This window comes from Stackebrandtia nassauensis DSM 44728, from assembly GCF_000024545.1.
GTDB classification, from domain to species: Bacteria; Actinomycetota; Actinomycetes; order Mycobacteriales; family Micromonosporaceae; genus Stackebrandtia; species Stackebrandtia nassauensis.
Window position 1 is genome coordinate 1,154,237 of record NC_013947.1, and the last position, 15,437, is coordinate 1,169,673.

Here is a 15,437-nt window from a genome sequence, read left to right on the forward strand (position 1 = left end):
AGGAATTAGAGATGCCGAAGATCCTCAAGTTTTCCGATGACGCCCGCCAGAACCTGGAGCACGGTGTCAACCACCTGGCCGACACCGTCAAGGTGACCCTGGGTCCCAAGGGCCGCAACGTGGTCCTCGACCAGTCGTTCGGCGCCCCCACGATCACCAACGACGGCGTCACCATCGCCAAGGAGATCGAACTCGACGACCCGTACGCCAACCTCGGCGCGCAGCTCGTCAAGGAGGTCGCCACCAAGACCAACGACGTCGCCGGAGACGGCACCACGACCGCCACGGTCCTGGCGCAGTCGCTGGTGCACGGCGGCCTGAAGAACGTGGCCTCGGGCGCCAGCCCGATCGCGCTCAAGCGCGGCATGGACGCCGCGGCCGCCGCCGTCAACGAGGCGCTGCTGGCCCGCGCCGACCAGATCTCCAGCAAGGAGGACATCGCCAAGGTGGCGACGGTCTCCGCGCAGGACGCCGGGATCGGTGACCTGCTGGCCGAGGCCTTCCAGTCCGTGGGCGCCGACGGCGTCATCACGGTCGAGGAGGGTTCGACCCTGGCGACCGAGCTGGACATCACCGAGGGGATGCAGTTCGACAAGGGCTACATCTCGCCGTACTTCGTCACCGACCACGAGGAGCAGGAGGCCGTCCTCGAAGACGCCCTCATCCTCATCACCAACTCCAAGATCGGTTCGATCGAGGAGCTGCTGCCGGTGCTGGAGAAGGTGCAGCCCACCGGCAAGCCGCTGCTGATCATCGCCGAGGACGTCGAGGGCCAGGCCCTGGCGACCCTGGTGGTCAACGCCGCGCGCGGCACCTTCCGCGCCTGCGCGGTCAAGGCCCCGGCCTTCGGCGACCGCCGCAAGGCCATGCTCGAGGACATCGCGGTGCTGACCGGCGGACAGCTGGTCAGTGACGAGATCGGCCTCAAGCTGGACCAGGTCGGCGTCGACCAGCTGGGCAACGCCCGGCGCGTCGTCGTCGAGAAGGACACCACCACCATCGTGGACGGTGCTGGCGAGAAGGCCGCCGTCGACGCCCGGGTCGCGCAGATCAAGACCCAGGCCGAGCAGACCGACTCCAGCTGGGACCGCGAGAAGCTGGAGGAGCGGCTGGCCAAGCTGTCCGGCGGCGTCGCCGTCATCCGGGTCGGCGCGGCCACCGAGGTCGAACTCAAGGAGCGCAAGCACCGCATCGAGGACGCCGTCTCGGCGACCCGCGCGGCCCTTGAGGAAGGCGTCGTCCCCGGCGGCGGCACCGCCCTGGTGGGTGTGCGCGAGGCGCTGGACAAGCTCGACGTGATCGGTGAGGAGCAGGTCGGCGTCGACCTGGTCCGCAAGTCGCTGGCGTCCCCGCTGCACTGCATCGCGGCCAACGCCGGTGTCTCCGGTGACGTCGTGGTGTCCAAGGTCGAGGAGGCCGGTTGGGGTCACGGCTACAACGCGGCCACCGGCACCTACGGTGACCTCGCCGCCGACGGCATCGTCGACCCGGTCAAGGTGACCCGCAACGCCGTCAACAACGCGGTCTCGATCGCCGGTCTGATCCTGACCACCGACGTGCTGGTCGTGGACAAGCCGGAGGAGCCCGCCGACGACGACAGTCACGGGCACAGCCACGGCCACAGCCACCCGCACTAGGACCTAGGTCACATTCGCGAGAATTCTTCGCCTTATCGTGGGGCGCCGCTCGAGTCGAGCGGCGCCCCACGACGCTTTTGACCAGGCGAAACATTGCCATAACTGTGTGTAATCTCACCGCCACTCCACAAATGCGAAAACTTTCTGCATATTCACGTCATGGGGGCAAAGGTCCTCACTCTCACTATCGAGGGACATCCTCAACCGGAGTGAAAGGTGAGGTCACGTGAGAACCGTTCTGGTCTGTGTCAAGACCCCGGAATCGGCCCAGCGAATCACCGCCAGTGCCATCCGCATGGGCCTGGCTCAGGCGGTACGCACGGTGCTGACCACCGACGAAGTCCACATGCGCATGGCGACCACGCCCGCCGACGTCGTTCTGGTCGACGTCGGACTGGCCCGGCCCGACCCGGTCCAGTTCACCCGTACCGTCCTGGCCCGCGCACCACGGGCCGGAGTGGTCCTGGTGGGGGCCGTGGATCCCCGGGTCGCGGCGATGACGGTCGCCGCCGGCGCGCGGGGGGTCGTGCGGGGCGGGGGAGAAGAGGGTGAGGACCTGGTCGTCGCGTTGACCCAGGCCATCATGCTGATCTGCCCGCGCGCGGCGGGGCTCAACGGGGGACAGCGCAGGGTACCGACCCAACGCGGCGGCCCGGTGGGGCTGACCGAGCGGGAGATGCAGGTGCTGCGGGGAATGAGCGAGGGGAAGAGCAACGCCGAGATCGGACGCGACCTGTTCGTCTCGGAGGACACCATCAAGACGCACGCGCGCCGTCTGTTCCGCAAGCTCGGCGCCCGCGACCGGGCGCACGCGGTCGCCGAAGGCTTCCGGGGAGGAATAGTCACCTGAACGTTGTCAAGCCCCAATCACATGGAGGGGAGGGACGCCGACCGCACGGAGGTCGGCGTCCCCTTTGACGTCAGCTCACGTCGGTGGTGAGGCGGATGTCCGCCACTGATCGTCCGATGTGGATCTTGTAGGGGACTTGGCGGGTGTGCCAGTCGTGGGTGTCGGTGTCCCAGACCTGCGCGGCGCGGCGCGGGATCGGGATGACGGCCTCGACGGTTTCGCCAGCCTCGGCGGTCACCGAGGCGAAACCGGCCAGCCAGCGCGCCGGGCGGTCGGCCTCGGGTTCGGCGGGGCCCAGGTAGACCTGGACGACCTCGCGGCCGGTGCGGGCGCCGGTGTTGCTCAGCCGCACCGTGACCCGGCCGAGTTCGTCCTCGTCGGCGGCGGGGGTGAGGCTCGCGTCCCGGTAGTCCCAGGTTGTGTAGCCGTGCCCGTGTCCGAACCACAGCGCCGGTTCGGCCTGGGACCGGTGCCAGCCTCGGTAGCCGATGAACACGCCCTCGTCGTAGCGCAGGGCGCCGTTCGTGGGCACGACCGTCGTCACGGGCGCGTCGGCGAGGCGTTTCGGCCAGGTGGTGGGCAGGCGTCCGCCGGGTTCGCTGACCCCGGTGAGCACGTCGGCCAGGGCGGCGCCGAACTCCTGGCCGCCGAACCAGGTCAACAGGACCGCGCGGGCCTCGTCGAGCCACGGCATCTCGACCGGTGCCCCGGCGGTGACCACGACGATGGTGTTCGGGTTGGCCGCGGCGACCCGGGAGACCAGTTCGTCCTGGCGGCCCGGCAGCTTCAGGTCGTGACGGTCGAAGCCCTCGGACTCGACCGCCTCGGTGGTGGCCGCGAACACGATCGCGACCTCGGCGGCGGTGGCCGCCGCGACGGCCTGCTCGATGCCGGTGTCGGGATCGGGGAGCGGATCGCCGTGGCCCAGCCGGAAGGTGAGGCCCTCCAACGGTGAGTCCGCCACGTTCTCGGCGCGCACCGACAGGGCGATCGCGACGGGGACGTCGGCGACCAGGTCGACCGAGACCCGACGTTCCGGCGGGTCGACGAACGCGGAGAACGGGTGGGCGCCTTCGGGAAGGTCGAGGCGGCCGCTGAACCGGACCTCGCCCAGCACCGACAACTCGAAGTCGCCGACGCCGCCGACGGCGAACTCGTGCCGGCCGGTCTCGGTCGGGGTGAACTCGCCCGACAACTCCACCGACGCCAGCGTCGCGAGGTCGAGGCTGGCGGGCAGGTCGCCCAGCCAGTTGACCACCCCTTCGGCGGCGGGCTCGCGGTACAGCTCGCCGCCAGCGGCGTCGCGGGCCACGATGCGCAGGTCGAAGCCCTCGCGCACCGGGGGCAGCTTGGCGCGGGCGTCCATGGCGGGCACGAAGGTCAGCCGGTCCGGGTCGTCCAGCGCCGCGCGCAGCCCGTCCAGTGGAGACACGATGTGCGGCGGGAACACCTGGGCGCTGCCGCCGCCCATGATGCGCGCCTCCTTGGCGGGCAGGCCGATGAGTGCGATGGATTCGTTGCCCGCCAACGGAAGCAGGTCACCGTCGTTCTTGGCCAGCACGAAGGAGCGGGCGGCGGCCTCGCGGGCGTGCGCGCCGCCGTCCACGGCCGCCGGGAGTGAGTCCACACTGCCGGGTGCCTCGGCCAGCGCGCCGACGCGGGCCGCCAGCCGCAGCACCGCCCGCACCCGCTCGTCCACAACGGACTCGCTGATGTCTCCGGCGCGCACCGCCGCCGCCAGCGGTTCGCCGTAGACCGTGACCGGACCGGGCATGGCCACGTCGGTGCCGCCGGTCGCCGAACCGACGGTGTCGCGCGAGGCGGTCCAGTCGGACACGATGAAGCCGTCGAAGCCCCACTCCCCGCGCAGCACCCCGTTCTGCAGCGCCGCGTTCTCGGTCATGGTGGGGCCGTTGACCCGGTTGTACGCCGACATGACGCCCCAGGAGCCGCCGTCCTTCACCACCGTCTCGAACGGAGCCAGGTACAACTCCCGCAACACGCGTTCGTCGATGAGGTTGTCGACGGTCATCCGGTCGGTCTCGGCGTCGTTGGCCACGAAGTGCTTGACGGTGCAGGCGACCCCGCCCTCCTGGACGCCGCGCACGAAGGCGGCGGCCATGGCGCCGGTCAGCAGCGGGTCCTCGGAGAACGCCTCGAAGTGCCTGCCGCCCAAGGGGGAGCGGTGCAGGTTGATGGTCGGTGCCAGCAGCACGTGCACGCCCTTGCGGCGGGCCTCGGCGGCCAGCACGTGTCCGCTGCGGCGAGCCAGGTCGACGTCCCAGCTGGCGGCCTGCGCGGTCGGGCTGGGTAGCGCCAGCGCCGCATCGCCGGTCCACACCAGACCCCGCACGCCGATCGGGCCGTCCGACATGACGACCGCCGACAGTCCGATCTCGGGAACCGCCGGCAGCGACCACAGGTCGGCACCGCCGAGTACGCGGGCCTTGGTGTCCAGGTCGAGTGCCGCCAGTGCCTTGTCGACGGCGGCCTCCTGGCGCGCCCTCACATCCGATGTGGATTCCATTGTTGACGCACTCCTTGGCTCGCACGGTGAAAACCTCGGGTCTGTAAGTCGAGGTCGTCGCGAGCCTAAGGCCTGGTGTCCTCGTCGGTGCCGCCGCCGTAGATGTCCTGCCAGCAGTCGGTGTAGCCGCGGGCGTAGTCCCAGGTCACGTAGTCCTCGGGATTGGGGTCGAAGGCGGGCTCGTGCACCCGGGGGGAGTTGTCGCCCAGCACGTGGGTGAGGTTGTTCTTGAGCAGTCCCCAGTCGAAGTAGTGCGGTTCCCGGCAGTCGGGGCACTCGACGACCAGGCCGCGAACCCCGGTGGGCTCCAGGATCTCCTGAAAGCTCTCCAGGTCGCCGAGGTCGTCCATCAGCTCGGCGCGCTCGTTCTCGGTCAGTGGCGTCTGCGGGTCCATACCGCCGGGCCAGTGTTCGCCGGGTTCGTCCTCGAACGGGTCCTTGGGTTCGTTGGTCACGAAGACACCACCACCTGACGGACCTCGTGCCGTCTGGCGACGCGGATGGCCGACATGACGCGACGAGGTTCGTATGTCCGATCGAAGGCGTGGGTCTGCACCCAATCAGCCTATCGTTTGACGGCAAGATCCCGCAGCGCCATTGCCATGGCGGCCCGAGGGTGGCCGAGGTCACCTCACTATGATTCTGCAATGGCGTTTACAGGGGATTTTGACACCACAGCGGCCGGAGCCTCCCACCCCATGGGAGCCAGCGTCGGCATTCCACTCGGCCTCACCTTCGACGACGTCCTCTTGCTGCCCGGCGAGTCCGACGTCGTCCCTTCTGATGTAGACACTTCCACGAAGCTGACCCGCAACATCACGTTGCGGATGCCGCTGTTGTCGGCGGCCATGGACACCGTCACCGAGGCCCGGATGGCCATCGCGATGGCCCGGCAGGGGGGCCTGGGCGTCATCCACCGCAACCTCAGTGCCGAGCACCAGGCGCAGCAGGTCGACCTGGTGAAGCGCTCCGAGTCCGGCATGGTCGCCGACCCGGTGACCTGCGCGCCGTACCAGACCCTGGCCGAGGTGGACGCCCTGTGCGCCCGCTACCGCATCTCCGGCGTCCCGGTCGTCGACGAGAGCGGCAAACTGGTGGGGATTGTCACCAACCGGGACATGCGCTTCGAGACCGACATGACCGTGCGTGTCAGTGACGTCATGACCACCGAGTCGCTCATCACCGCCAAGGTCGGCGTCTCCACCGAGGCGGCGCTGGACCTGTTGAAGCGCAACAAGGTCGAAAAACTGCCCATCGTGGACGACGACGGGCAGCTGCGCGGCCTCATCACCGTCAAGGACTTCACCAAACGCGAGCAGTACCCGCACGCCACAAAGGACGACAGTGGCCGGTTGCGGGTCGCCGCGGCCGTCGGCGTCGGTGAGGAGCAGTACGCCCGCGCCGGTCAACTGGTCGACGCCGGGGTCGACGCGCTGGTCGTCGACTCCTCGCACGGCCACAGCCGCGGCGTGCTGGAGATGATCACCCGGATCTCCAAGGACTTCGGCGACCGCATCGACATCATCGGCGGCAACATCGCCACCTTCGAGGGCGCCACCGCGCTCATCGAGGCCGGTTCCGACGCCGTCAAGGTCGGGGTCGGTCCCGGCGCCATCTGCACCACCCGGGTGGTCTCGGGTGTCGGCGCGCCGCAGATCAGCTCGATCATGGACGCCGCCCGCGCGGCCAAGCCGCACGGCGTCCCGGTCATCGGCGACGGCGGCATCCAGTACTCCGGCGACATCTCCAAGGCGATCGTGGCCGGTGCCGACTGCATCATGCTCGGCCAGCTGTTCGCCGGTTGCGACGAGAGCCCCGGCGAACTGGTCTTCATCAACGGCAAGCAGTTCAAGTCCTACCGGGGCATGGGCTCGCTGGGCGCGATGCAGTCGCGCGGCGACAGCAAGTCCTACTCCAAGGACCGCTACTTCCAGCAGGACTCCAAGGACGACAAGCTCGTCCCCGAGGGCGTCGAAGGCCAGGTGCCCTACCGGGGCAGCCTGGCGCAGGTGATGCACCAGCTCGTGGGAGGCCTGCGCATCGCGATGGGCTACGCGGGCGCGGGTACCATCGACGCGCTGCACGAGCGCGGCCGTCTGGTGCGGATCACCGCGGCGGGGCTGAAGGAAAGCCACCCGCACGACATCCAGATGACCGTCGAGGCGCCCAATTATCACTCCAGGTAGGACACTCCTGCCCGGACGAGCGAAGGTGGTGTAGGAGATCAGCAAGGTTGATATCGGGGGCGGCAAGACCGCCACTCGCTCCTTTGATCTGTCCGATGTGTCACTGGTACCCAGCCGCCGGACCCGGGACGTCGACGACGTCTCCACCGACTGGCAGCTGGACGCCTACCGCTTCGGCATCCCGTGCGTGGCCCACCCCTCCGACGCGACGATGAGCCCGGCCAGCGCGGTCGCGCTGGGCAAGGGCGGCGGCCTGGGCGTCCTCAACGCCGAGGGCCTGTGGTGCCGCTACGAGGACCCGACCCCGCTGCTGGAGGAGCTGTCCGGCCTGAACGAGGCCGACGCGACCCGGCGGCTGCAGGAGGTCTACTCCGAGCCGATCAAGCCCGAGCTGATCGCGGCGCGGGTCAAGGAGATGCGCGACGGCGGCGCCACCGTGGCGCTGCGGGTCTCGCCGCAGCACTGCATCGCGCTGTCACCGGTCATCCTGGACGCCGGTGTCGACGTGCTGGTCATCCAGGGCACCATCGTCTCCGCCGAGCACGTGTCCAGTCAGGATGAACCCCTCAACCTCAAGGAGTTCATCGCCGACCTCGACCTGCCGGTCGTGGTGGGCGGCTGCACCAACTACACCACCGCGCTGCACCTGATGCGCACCGGCGCCGCCGGTGTCATCGTCGGCATCGGCGCCGACGTGTGGTCCACCACCGACGACGTGCTGGGCATCGCGGTGCCGCTGGCCTCGGCCATCGCCGACGCGGCCGCGGCCCGTCGCGACTACCTCGACGAGACCGGTGGCCGCTACGTCCACCTCATCGCCGACGGGGAGATCGAGTCCTCCGGCGAGATCGCCAAGGCCATCGCCTGCGGCGCCGACTCGGTGATGCTGGGCCGCGCCCTGGCCGCCGCGACCGAGGCACCGGCCAAGGGCGCCTGGTGGCACCCCGCCGCCAGCCACCCGAAGCTGCCCCGTGGCCTGTACTGCCCGCCCAACACCGAGATGGGCGACCCGGTGCCGATGAACGAACTGCTGCACGGCCCCGCCTCCGAGCCGTTGGGCACCCGCAACCTCTTCGGGGGTCTGCGCCGCTCCATGGCCAAGTGCGGTTATTCGAACGTCAAGGAGTTCCAGAAAGTGGAGCTCATCCTCTCTTAACCGAAAGGCACCGCCATGGGCCGCAACGTCATTCCGCTGTCACCCGAACTGCGCGACTACATCGTCGCGCACGGAACCCCGCCCGACGAGATCCTGCGCGACCTCGCCGAAGAGACCTACGCGGCCCTGCCCGGCGCGGCCGGAATGCAGATCGGCCCGGACCAGACCTCGTTCATGTGGCTGCTGACCAAGATCATCGGCGTGCGCAACGCCGTCGAGGTGGGCACCTTCACCGGCATGTCCTCGCTGGCGGTGGCCCGTGGCATGGAACCCGGCGGCAAGCTGATCTGCTTCGACGTGTCCGAGGAGTACACGGCGATCGCGAAACGCTACTGGGAGCGCGCGGGTCTGGCCGACAACATCGAACTGCGCATCGGCGACGCCCGCGAGGGCCTCAAACAGCTGCCGTCCGAGCCCCACCTCGACCTGGTGTTCATCGACGCCGACAAGGAGGGCTACGAGACCTACTGGGGCGAGCTGGTCCCGCGCATGCGCCCCGGCGGCGTCCTGTTGATGGACAACACGTTGTGGAGCGGCCGGGTCGTGGAGGAGAACCCGGAAGAGGAGTCGACCCGGGCGCTGAAGCGCTTCAACGACGTGGCCGCCGCCGACGACCGCGTCGACGTGGTGATGCTGCCGATCGGCGACGGCGTCACCGTCGCCCGCAAACGCTGAAGCTTCGCAAACGCTGAAGCTCCGCAAACGCTGAAGCTCCGCAAACGCTGAAGCGAGGCTCAGCTGGCTTTAGCCTCGCTTCAGCGTTTGCCGTCTACCGTCGAAATTGGGGAGGAGGATGGCGGACTCCTGGCAGCGGCTCAGTCGCAGTACGCGTCGGCGAACACCTCAGTGAGGCGCTGCTGGGACGGCGTCTTCGCCCCCGGGGTGTAGCTGAGTGTCGCTTCGGCGCTGGCGTACGTGGTGTAGCCGAGCAACTGTCCGGAGTGGCCGTACATCGCTTCGCCGCACGGCAGGTCGAAGCGTTGCAGGCCCAGACCGTATTCGAAGAACGTGCCCGTCTCGACGGTGTCGCGCATCGCTTTCAGCGACGCGTCGCTGGTCAGGTCGCCGTCCAGCAGAGCCGAGAAGTATCGGGTGAGGTCGCGGGTGGTGGAGATCATCTCCCCGGCGGCCCAGTCCAGCGACGGGTCCTGTTCGGTCGCGTCCACCGTCTCACCATCCACTTCGGTGTACCCGTGGGCGTGCGGTTCGGGAATGGACGGATCGGTGCCGGGGAGGCTGGTGTGCCGCAGCCGCAACGGTTTCAGAATGCGGCTCTCGATCTCGTCGGCGTAGCTGTTGCTGGTCACCCGCTCGATCAGCAGGCCCGCCACGATGTAGTTGGTGTTGGAGTAACGCCAGTCCGTGCCGGGTTCGAAATGCGGATCGTGCGCGAACGCCACGTCCAACAGCTGGCTCGGACGGTAGCTGTCGAAGCGGTCCTCGCCGCGCCAGCGGTTGGTGGAATAGCCCGGCTCGCTCATGTAGTCGTACAGCCCGGAGGTGTGGTTGAGGAGCTGCCGCACCGTGATGTCGTCCCCATTGGGCACCGTTCCGGGCAGATGCTCGTCGATCGGATCGTCGAGGCGCAGCTTCTTCTCGTCCACCAGTTGCAGCACGACCGTGGCCACGAAGGACTTGGTGGCGCTGCCGATCCGGAAGTGACCGCGAGGATCGGCGGGACGTTGCGTGGACAGGTCGGCGATTCCGGCGCCGTGGTGCCGACCGTCATACAGCAGTGCGGCGGTGGCCTCGTCCTCGGCGACCATCGTCTCGATCGGATCGGCCTCGTTCGTCGAGGCCACGGCCGTCGCCGTCGCGCCGGTCAACAGCGCGGCGGCGGCGATGAGGATCATCTTCTTCTTCATGCCGCCCAAGGTTCGCCGGACGGGAGGCGAGCCGCATTGCTGAGCCACGCACGATGACACTGCGGAAAACCACAGTTTCCCGGAAGCGCTAGGCGCGTTGCCACTCCTTGACGATCAGGTCGGCGTCCGACAGTGCCTCCACGAGGATGTCGGACTCCCAGTCGAGCAGCCGCCGTCGGCGGATGGTGGCCGGGGTTCCCTTGTCCAGGGCGGCGTCCAGGGACTCCAGCGCCGCGCGCAGGTCGACCGGCCGTGGCTGTCTGCCGCGGACCCGGTCGGCCAGGCAGTCGTAGGCGCGCTGCACCGAGTCGCGGAACTCGTCGACCCCGAACAGCTGGGCCGCGTCGTGGTGCCGTACCGCTCCCTCCAGGACGATGAGGGCGCGCGCCGCCCGTGACAGGGCCACCTCGACGTCCTGGACGTCGCCGCTGTGCGGTTTGCCGCCGACGGGTTCGGCGGCGGCCTGGTCGACGGCCGCCGCCAGTGCGGCGCGGCGCAGTCGCACCTCGTCGACGGCGTCGCGCAGTCGCCGGGGGTCGCGTTCGGCGGGGCGGGCCTGCATGTCGAGCACCAGATCGGCGTAGCCCCGGTAGGCGTCGATGAGTTCGGCCAGCAGTTCCGGGAGTCGGCGGGTCTGCCAGGTCGGCCACAGCGTGTACAACAGCAGCGCCAGCAGACCGCCCACGACGGTGGTGATGCCGCGTTCCCAGGCCGCCTCGATCGCCGACTGCCCGGCCAGGTCGATCTGGAACACCGAGAAACCCGCCACCGCGACGCTGTAGACCACGTTGGACACCGGCAGGGTCAGGTAGCCCAGCAGCGCGTAGCCGGCGACGATCGGGGCCGCCGCCGACGGGTACGACAGCACCGCGATCGACAGCAGCGAGGCCAGGAACACCCCGGCGGCGGTGCCGAGGATCCGGGCCAGGCCCCGGCCGACGGTGGCGGCGAAGTCGGGTTTGAGGACGATCCAGGCCGTCAGCGTCACCCAGTAGCCGTGGGTGCCGGGCCAGTACCGGCCCACGGCGGTGGCGATCGCGATGACGACGCAGGCGCGCACGGCGTGCCGGGCGGCGGGGGAGCGCCAGGTCAGCTGGGAACGCAGCGACTGCCAGTCCTCGGCGGCGCGGCTGCGGATCCGGATGCGGCGCGACACGACGCTGGTGGCGGGTTCGTCCTCGATGATGCGTTCGCTCAGCCGGGCCACCTTGTGGACGGCCCGGTGGAGTCGGCGCACCTCGCGCCCGGCCATCGAGTGGCGGGCGGTGGCGCCGTGGTTGGTCTGGTCGACGGGGGCGGCGTCCACGGCGGCGGCCAGCCGGTCCTCCCAGTCCTCCGACAGCGACTCCAGGTTCTCGACCGCGTCGGCCAGGATGTCCATGGCGCTGGCGGTGTCGCGCAGGACGGCGGCGGTGTGCCGGGCAGCGGTGGGGTCGGTGTCCAGCAGCCGGGCCCGGGCGGCGGCCACCGACACGATCGCGGCGCGCAGCTCGTACAGGGCGGCGATGCTCTCGCGCATCACCTCGGGCAGCTTGCGGCGGCCGCCGATCTCGGAGCTGGCCTGCACCAGATCGTCCGTCGACAGTGGTGTGTTCATGGCGTCGGCGAGGGCGCGGGCGTCGTCGGCCAGCGACCGGTACGCCTCGGCGATGAGGGAGCGTTCGGTGCGGAACCGTTGCCACGGCGGCAGCAGCGACGTCAGCGACTGCACCAGGCCACCGGCCAGCGCCGCGGCCCCGGCGGCGACGTAGTTGTCGCCGGACACCAGGTTGGGGCCCAGCACCAGCGCGACACCGCACACCGTCGTCACCACGCCCAGGGCGCTGGACAGCGAACCCAGGAATGCCATCACCAGGGCCCAACCGGCCGACAGCACCAGTACCGCGACCGGGTTCGGTTCGGCCAGCCCGCCCAGGGTGACGGCGACGCCGATGGCCAGCCCGGCCAGGGCGGGCAGCGCGGGCTGCGGCCGGACTCCGGCGGCCAGCAACGGGATCCCGGCGCACCAGGTGCCCAGTACCGCGGCCCCGGTCCAGTCCGGCGAGCCCAGTGCGATCGCGATCGACAGCGTCACCGCGACGCCGAGCCCGGCCTTGAGGGCACGGGCGGGCTGAGCCGCACTGGGGTCCCAGGCCAAAAGGGACTTACCCGCGCGCTTGGCGGGCTCGGCGATGATCACCCGATGAGCTTATTCGCTGCGCCACGTTCGGCGTGCCTGTTGTCGGGCGAGTGTGGCCTGGCACTTAAGCTGTGGCCATGACTATGCCTCGCCCGGTTCTGGTTGTGGACTACGGTGCCCAGTACGCGCAGCTCATCGCCAGGCGGGTGCGCGAAGCGCACGTGTATTCGGAGATCGTGCCGTCCTCGATCTCCACTGAGGAGCTTCTGGCCAAACGGCCGCTCGCGGTGATCCTGTCAGGCGGTCCCTCCAGTGTGTACGCCGACGGGACGCCGAATCCGGACCCGCAGCTGTTCGAGTCGGGCGTGCCGGTCATGGGCATCTGCTACGGCTTCCAGGCCATGGCCGTGGCACTGGGCGGAACCGTCGAGGCCACCGGCCAGCGCGAGTTCGGCGGCACCAGCCTCACCGTCACGGGCCAGGGCGCCGTGTTCAGCGGGCTGCCGGAGCGGCAGTCGGTGTGGATGAGCCACACCGACCGGGTCTCGGCCGCGCCCGAGGGCTTCACCGTCACCGCCAGCACCGACGTCACCCCCGTCGCGGCGTTCGAGAACGTGGAGCGGCGGATGGCGGGCGTCCAGTTCCACCCGGAGGTGGCGCACACGCCGCACGGGCAGGCGGTGCTGCGGCACTTCCTGTACGACATCGCCGGTATCGAACCCAACTGGACGATGAGCAGCGTCATCGACGAGCAGGTCGAGGCGATCCGCGCCCAGGTCGGCGACAAGCGGGTGCTGTGCGGGCTGTCGGGCGGCGTCGACTCCTCGGTGGCCGCCGCACTGGTGCACCGCGCCGTCGGGGACCAGCTGACCTGCGTCTTCGTCGACCACGGGCTGCTGCGTTCGGGTGAGGCCGAGCAGGTCGAGAAGGACTACGTCGCCGTCACCGGCATCAACCTCAAGGTCGTCGACGCCCAGGAGACCTTCCTCAAGGAACTGTCCGGTGTGGTTGATCCGGAGTCGAAGCGCAAGATCATCGGCCGCGAGTTCATCCGCGCCTTCGAGAACGCCGCCCGCGAGATCGACGCCGAGGGACCCATCGAGTACCTGGTCCAGGGCACCCTCTACCCGGACGTGGTGGAGTCCGGCGGCGGCACCGGCACCGCCAACATCAAGTCGCACCACAACGTCGGCGGCCTGCCCGAGGACCTCAAGTTCACCCTCGTGGAACCGCTGCGCACCCTGTTCAAGGACGAGGTCCGCGCCATCGGCACCGAACTCGGACTGCCCGAGTCCATGGTGTGGCGCCACCCCTTCCCGGGCCCCGGCCTGGGCATCCGCATCATCGGCGAGGTCACCGCCGAGCGGCTGGAGATCCTGCGCGCCGCCGACGCCGTGGCCCGCGCCGAACTGACCGCCGCCGGCCTCGACCGCTCGGTCTGGCAGTTCCCGGTGGTCCTGCTGGCCGACGTCCGCTCCGTCGGCGTCGCCGGTGACGGCCGCACCTACGGCCACCCGATCGTGTTGCGTCCGGTCTCCAGCGAGGACGCGATGACCGCCGACTGGTCCCGCCTGCCCTACGAGGTCCTCGCCCGCATCTCCACCCGCATCACCAACGAGGTCCCCGAGGTCAACCGCGTCACCCTCGACATCACCAGCAAACCCCCGGGCACCATCGAGTGGGAGTGACGTCACACTCCGCTGGCATTTCGCGTTGGTGTGACTCACGTTCGAATCGGTCGACGGCGTTTGCGCTGGGCGTACGCTTGCTCAATGCAACCACCGTTGGGCGAGCTTGCGAGCCCAACCAGAAAGCATGGCCCGTTCACGGAATTTTGGCGGTGACCGCGCACGGGGCTGGCATTTCGCGTTGGTGTGACTCACGTTCGAATCGGTCGACGGCGTTTGCGCTGGGCGTACGCTTGCTCAATGCAACCAAAATTCCGTATCGCGGCATATGGGGTGGTGTGGGACGACGAGGGACGCATCCTGTTGGCGCGAGGCTCGGCCAAGGCGGAGGACCCGGGTTGGTGGTTTCTTCCCGGTGGCGGAGTCGAGCACGGCGAGCACCCGCGTGACGCGGTCGTCCGCGAGTTCGCCGAGGAGACCGGCCTGACCATCGAAGTCGACAAACCGCTGGACACGATGTCGGCGGTGAGCACCAAGGGTGTTCACAACAACGCCGTCATCTTCAACGTCCAGATCACCGGGGGCACGCTGCGCCCCGAGGCCGACGGCACCACCGACCACTGCGAGTGGGTTAGGCCCGAGGACGTCAAGGGGCAGGCGATGACCCCGTTCGTCGCCGCCGTCCTGGGCTTCGGCACCCCGCGGCCGGAACAGCAGTACAAGAAGACCGAACAGCACCCCAGGCCGACGCCGCCCAGGCGGGCGAAGCGGGGGCGCAAGCGCAGGGGCCAGCGCTTCGGCGCCTACGGCCTCACCACGGACGACCGGGGCCGGGTCCTGTTGGCGCGGATCTCGGACGGCTACCCGGGCGCGGGCTGCTGGCATCTGCCCGGTGGCGGCGTCGACTACGGCGAGCAGCCGCGCGAGGCGCTGCTGCGCGAGATCGCCGAGGAGACCGGCCAGTCGGCCGAGGTCGTCGAACTGCTGGACGTCACCTCGTTTCGGCACCGTCGTGCCATCGGGCCGGAGGGGTATCCGCTGGACTGGCACGGGGTGCGGGCCATCTACCGGGCCCGGGTGCCCGAACCCAGCAAGGCGCGGGTGGTGGAGACCGCGGGCGGATCCACCTCGGAGTCGCGCTGGTGGGACCGGGACAAGGTCGCCGGACTGAAGGTCTCGGCCGCGCTGGGCGACGCGCTGCGGATCGCGGGCCTGTGACAGCACCGCGTGTGCGGCATTTTACGATGCGCTACCGTTTATATGTCGGGTTTGTTGGGATTGCTCCGGAGTTGACGAGTTTTAACGGCGACGGGAGTAGCGCGACACGGTCCCGATGTGCCATGGTGTACTTCGCGCTTCAACAATCGCGGCGCATCGTGGCAAGGATGCCACGAGGCGCTTTCGCCGCGATTGACGACAGATCGCGGCGAACCCGCCCAACCAGCGGGACGGTGAGACCCCTCGCCGAA

Annotated in this window: 11 protein-coding genes; 7 read left to right on the plus strand and 4 right to left on the minus strand. The window is 69.4% G+C overall.

Going from position 1 to position 15,437, the window contains the following annotated elements; all coding sequences use genetic code 11:
- The first annotated feature begins 11 nt into the window (after nt 1-11).
- Both groL and SNAS_RS36520 read left to right on the plus strand, forming a co-directional pair.
- On the plus strand, nt 12-1,637 hold the full coding sequence (gene groL, locus SNAS_RS05370) for a chaperonin GroEL (protein ID WP_013016368.1): 1,626 nt from the start codon (nt 12-14) through the stop codon (nt 1,635-1,637).
- Nucleotides 1,638-1,863: 226 nt separating this feature from the next.
- Nucleotides 1,864-2,487 carry a helix-turn-helix transcriptional regulator gene (locus tag SNAS_RS36520; RefSeq protein WP_013016369.1) on the plus strand — a complete coding sequence of 208 codons (624 nt, stop codon included), beginning with the start codon at nt 1,864-1,866 and terminating at the stop codon, nt 2,485-2,487.
- Between the two features lie 70 nt (nt 2,488-2,557).
- On the opposite strand, the gene SNAS_RS05380 is transcribed toward SNAS_RS36520, so the two are convergent.
- The gene (locus tag SNAS_RS05380) at nt 2,558-5,014 is read right to left on the minus strand and encodes a beta-glucosidase family protein (RefSeq protein WP_013016370.1); all 2,457 of its coding nucleotides are present in this window, start codon (nt 5,012-5,014) and stop codon (nt 2,558-2,560) included.
- 65 nt (nt 5,015-5,079) lie between these two features.
- On the minus strand, nt 5,080-5,469 hold the full coding sequence (locus SNAS_RS05385) for a DUF5319 family protein (protein WP_013016371.1): 390 nt from the start codon (nt 5,467-5,469) through the stop codon (nt 5,080-5,082).
- 243 nt (nt 5,470-5,712) lie between these two features.
- Between SNAS_RS05385 and guaB the strand changes: the two genes are divergently transcribed.
- The 3 genes from guaB to SNAS_RS05400 are packed head-to-tail and all read left to right on the plus strand — an operon-like array spanning nt 5,713 to nt 9,031.
- Nucleotides 5,713-7,200, plus strand: coding sequence for an IMP dehydrogenase (gene guaB, locus SNAS_RS05390; protein ID WP_013016372.1), 1,488 nt, complete (start codon nt 5,713-5,715; stop codon nt 7,198-7,200).
- A gap of 37 nt (nt 7,201-7,237) precedes the next feature.
- On the plus strand, nt 7,238-8,356 hold the full coding sequence (locus SNAS_RS05395; RefSeq protein ID WP_041624563.1) for a GuaB3 family IMP dehydrogenase-related protein: 1,119 nt from the start codon (nt 7,238-7,240) through the stop codon (nt 8,354-8,356).
- A 15-nt stretch (nt 8,357-8,371) separates the two neighbouring features.
- A complete protein-coding gene (locus SNAS_RS05400) occupies nt 8,372-9,031 on the plus strand; it encodes an O-methyltransferase (RefSeq protein ID WP_013016374.1) in 660 nt (219 codons plus the stop codon).
- 140 nt (nt 9,032-9,171) lie between these two features.
- On the opposite strand, the gene SNAS_RS05405 is transcribed toward SNAS_RS05400, so the two are convergent.
- Nucleotides 9,172-10,221 carry a serine hydrolase domain-containing protein gene (locus SNAS_RS05405; RefSeq protein WP_013016375.1) on the minus strand — a complete coding sequence of 350 codons (1,050 nt, stop codon included), beginning with the start codon at nt 10,219-10,221 and terminating at the stop codon, nt 9,172-9,174.
- An 88-nt stretch (nt 10,222-10,309) separates the two neighbouring features.
- Nucleotides 10,310-12,400: an FUSC family protein gene (locus SNAS_RS05410; RefSeq protein ID WP_013016376.1), complete on the minus strand. Its 2,091-nt coding sequence runs from the start codon at nt 12,398-12,400 to the stop codon at nt 10,310-10,312.
- Nucleotides 12,401-12,477: 77 nt separating this feature from the next.
- Between SNAS_RS05410 and guaA the strand changes: the two genes are divergently transcribed.
- Both guaA and SNAS_RS05420 read left to right on the plus strand, forming a co-directional pair.
- Nucleotides 12,478-14,028 (plus strand): glutamine-hydrolyzing GMP synthase, encoded by a 1,551-nt coding sequence (gene guaA / locus SNAS_RS05415; RefSeq protein ID WP_013016377.1) that lies wholly within the window; start codon nt 12,478-12,480, stop codon nt 14,026-14,028.
- Between the two features lie 240 nt (nt 14,029-14,268).
- Entirely contained in the window at nt 14,269-15,186 is a 918-nt protein-coding gene (locus SNAS_RS05420) for an NUDIX hydrolase (protein WP_013016378.1), read from the plus strand.
- Nucleotides 15,187-15,437: the final 251 nt, after the last annotated feature.

Coding starts and splice junctions, on each gene's coding strand:
- SNAS_RS05420 (WP_013016378.1), top strand. CDS start 14,269: ATGCAACCAAAATTCCGTATCGCGGCATATGGGGTGGTGTGGGACGAC.
- SNAS_RS05380 (WP_013016370.1), bottom strand. CDS start 5,014: ATGGAATCCACATCGGATGTGAGGGCGCGCCAGGAGGCCGCCGTCGAC.
- SNAS_RS05405 (WP_013016375.1), bottom strand. CDS start 10,221: ATGAAGAAGAAGATGATCCTCATCGCCGCCGCCGCGCTGTTGACCGGC.
- guaA (WP_013016377.1), top strand. CDS start 12,478: ATGACTATGCCTCGCCCGGTTCTGGTTGTGGACTACGGTGCCCAGTAC.
- groL (WP_013016368.1), top strand. CDS start 12: ATGCCGAAGATCCTCAAGTTTTCCGATGACGCCCGCCAGAACCTGGAG.
- SNAS_RS05400 (WP_013016374.1), top strand. CDS start 8,372: ATGGGCCGCAACGTCATTCCGCTGTCACCCGAACTGCGCGACTACATC.
- guaB (WP_013016372.1), top strand. CDS start 5,713: ATGGGAGCCAGCGTCGGCATTCCACTCGGCCTCACCTTCGACGACGTC.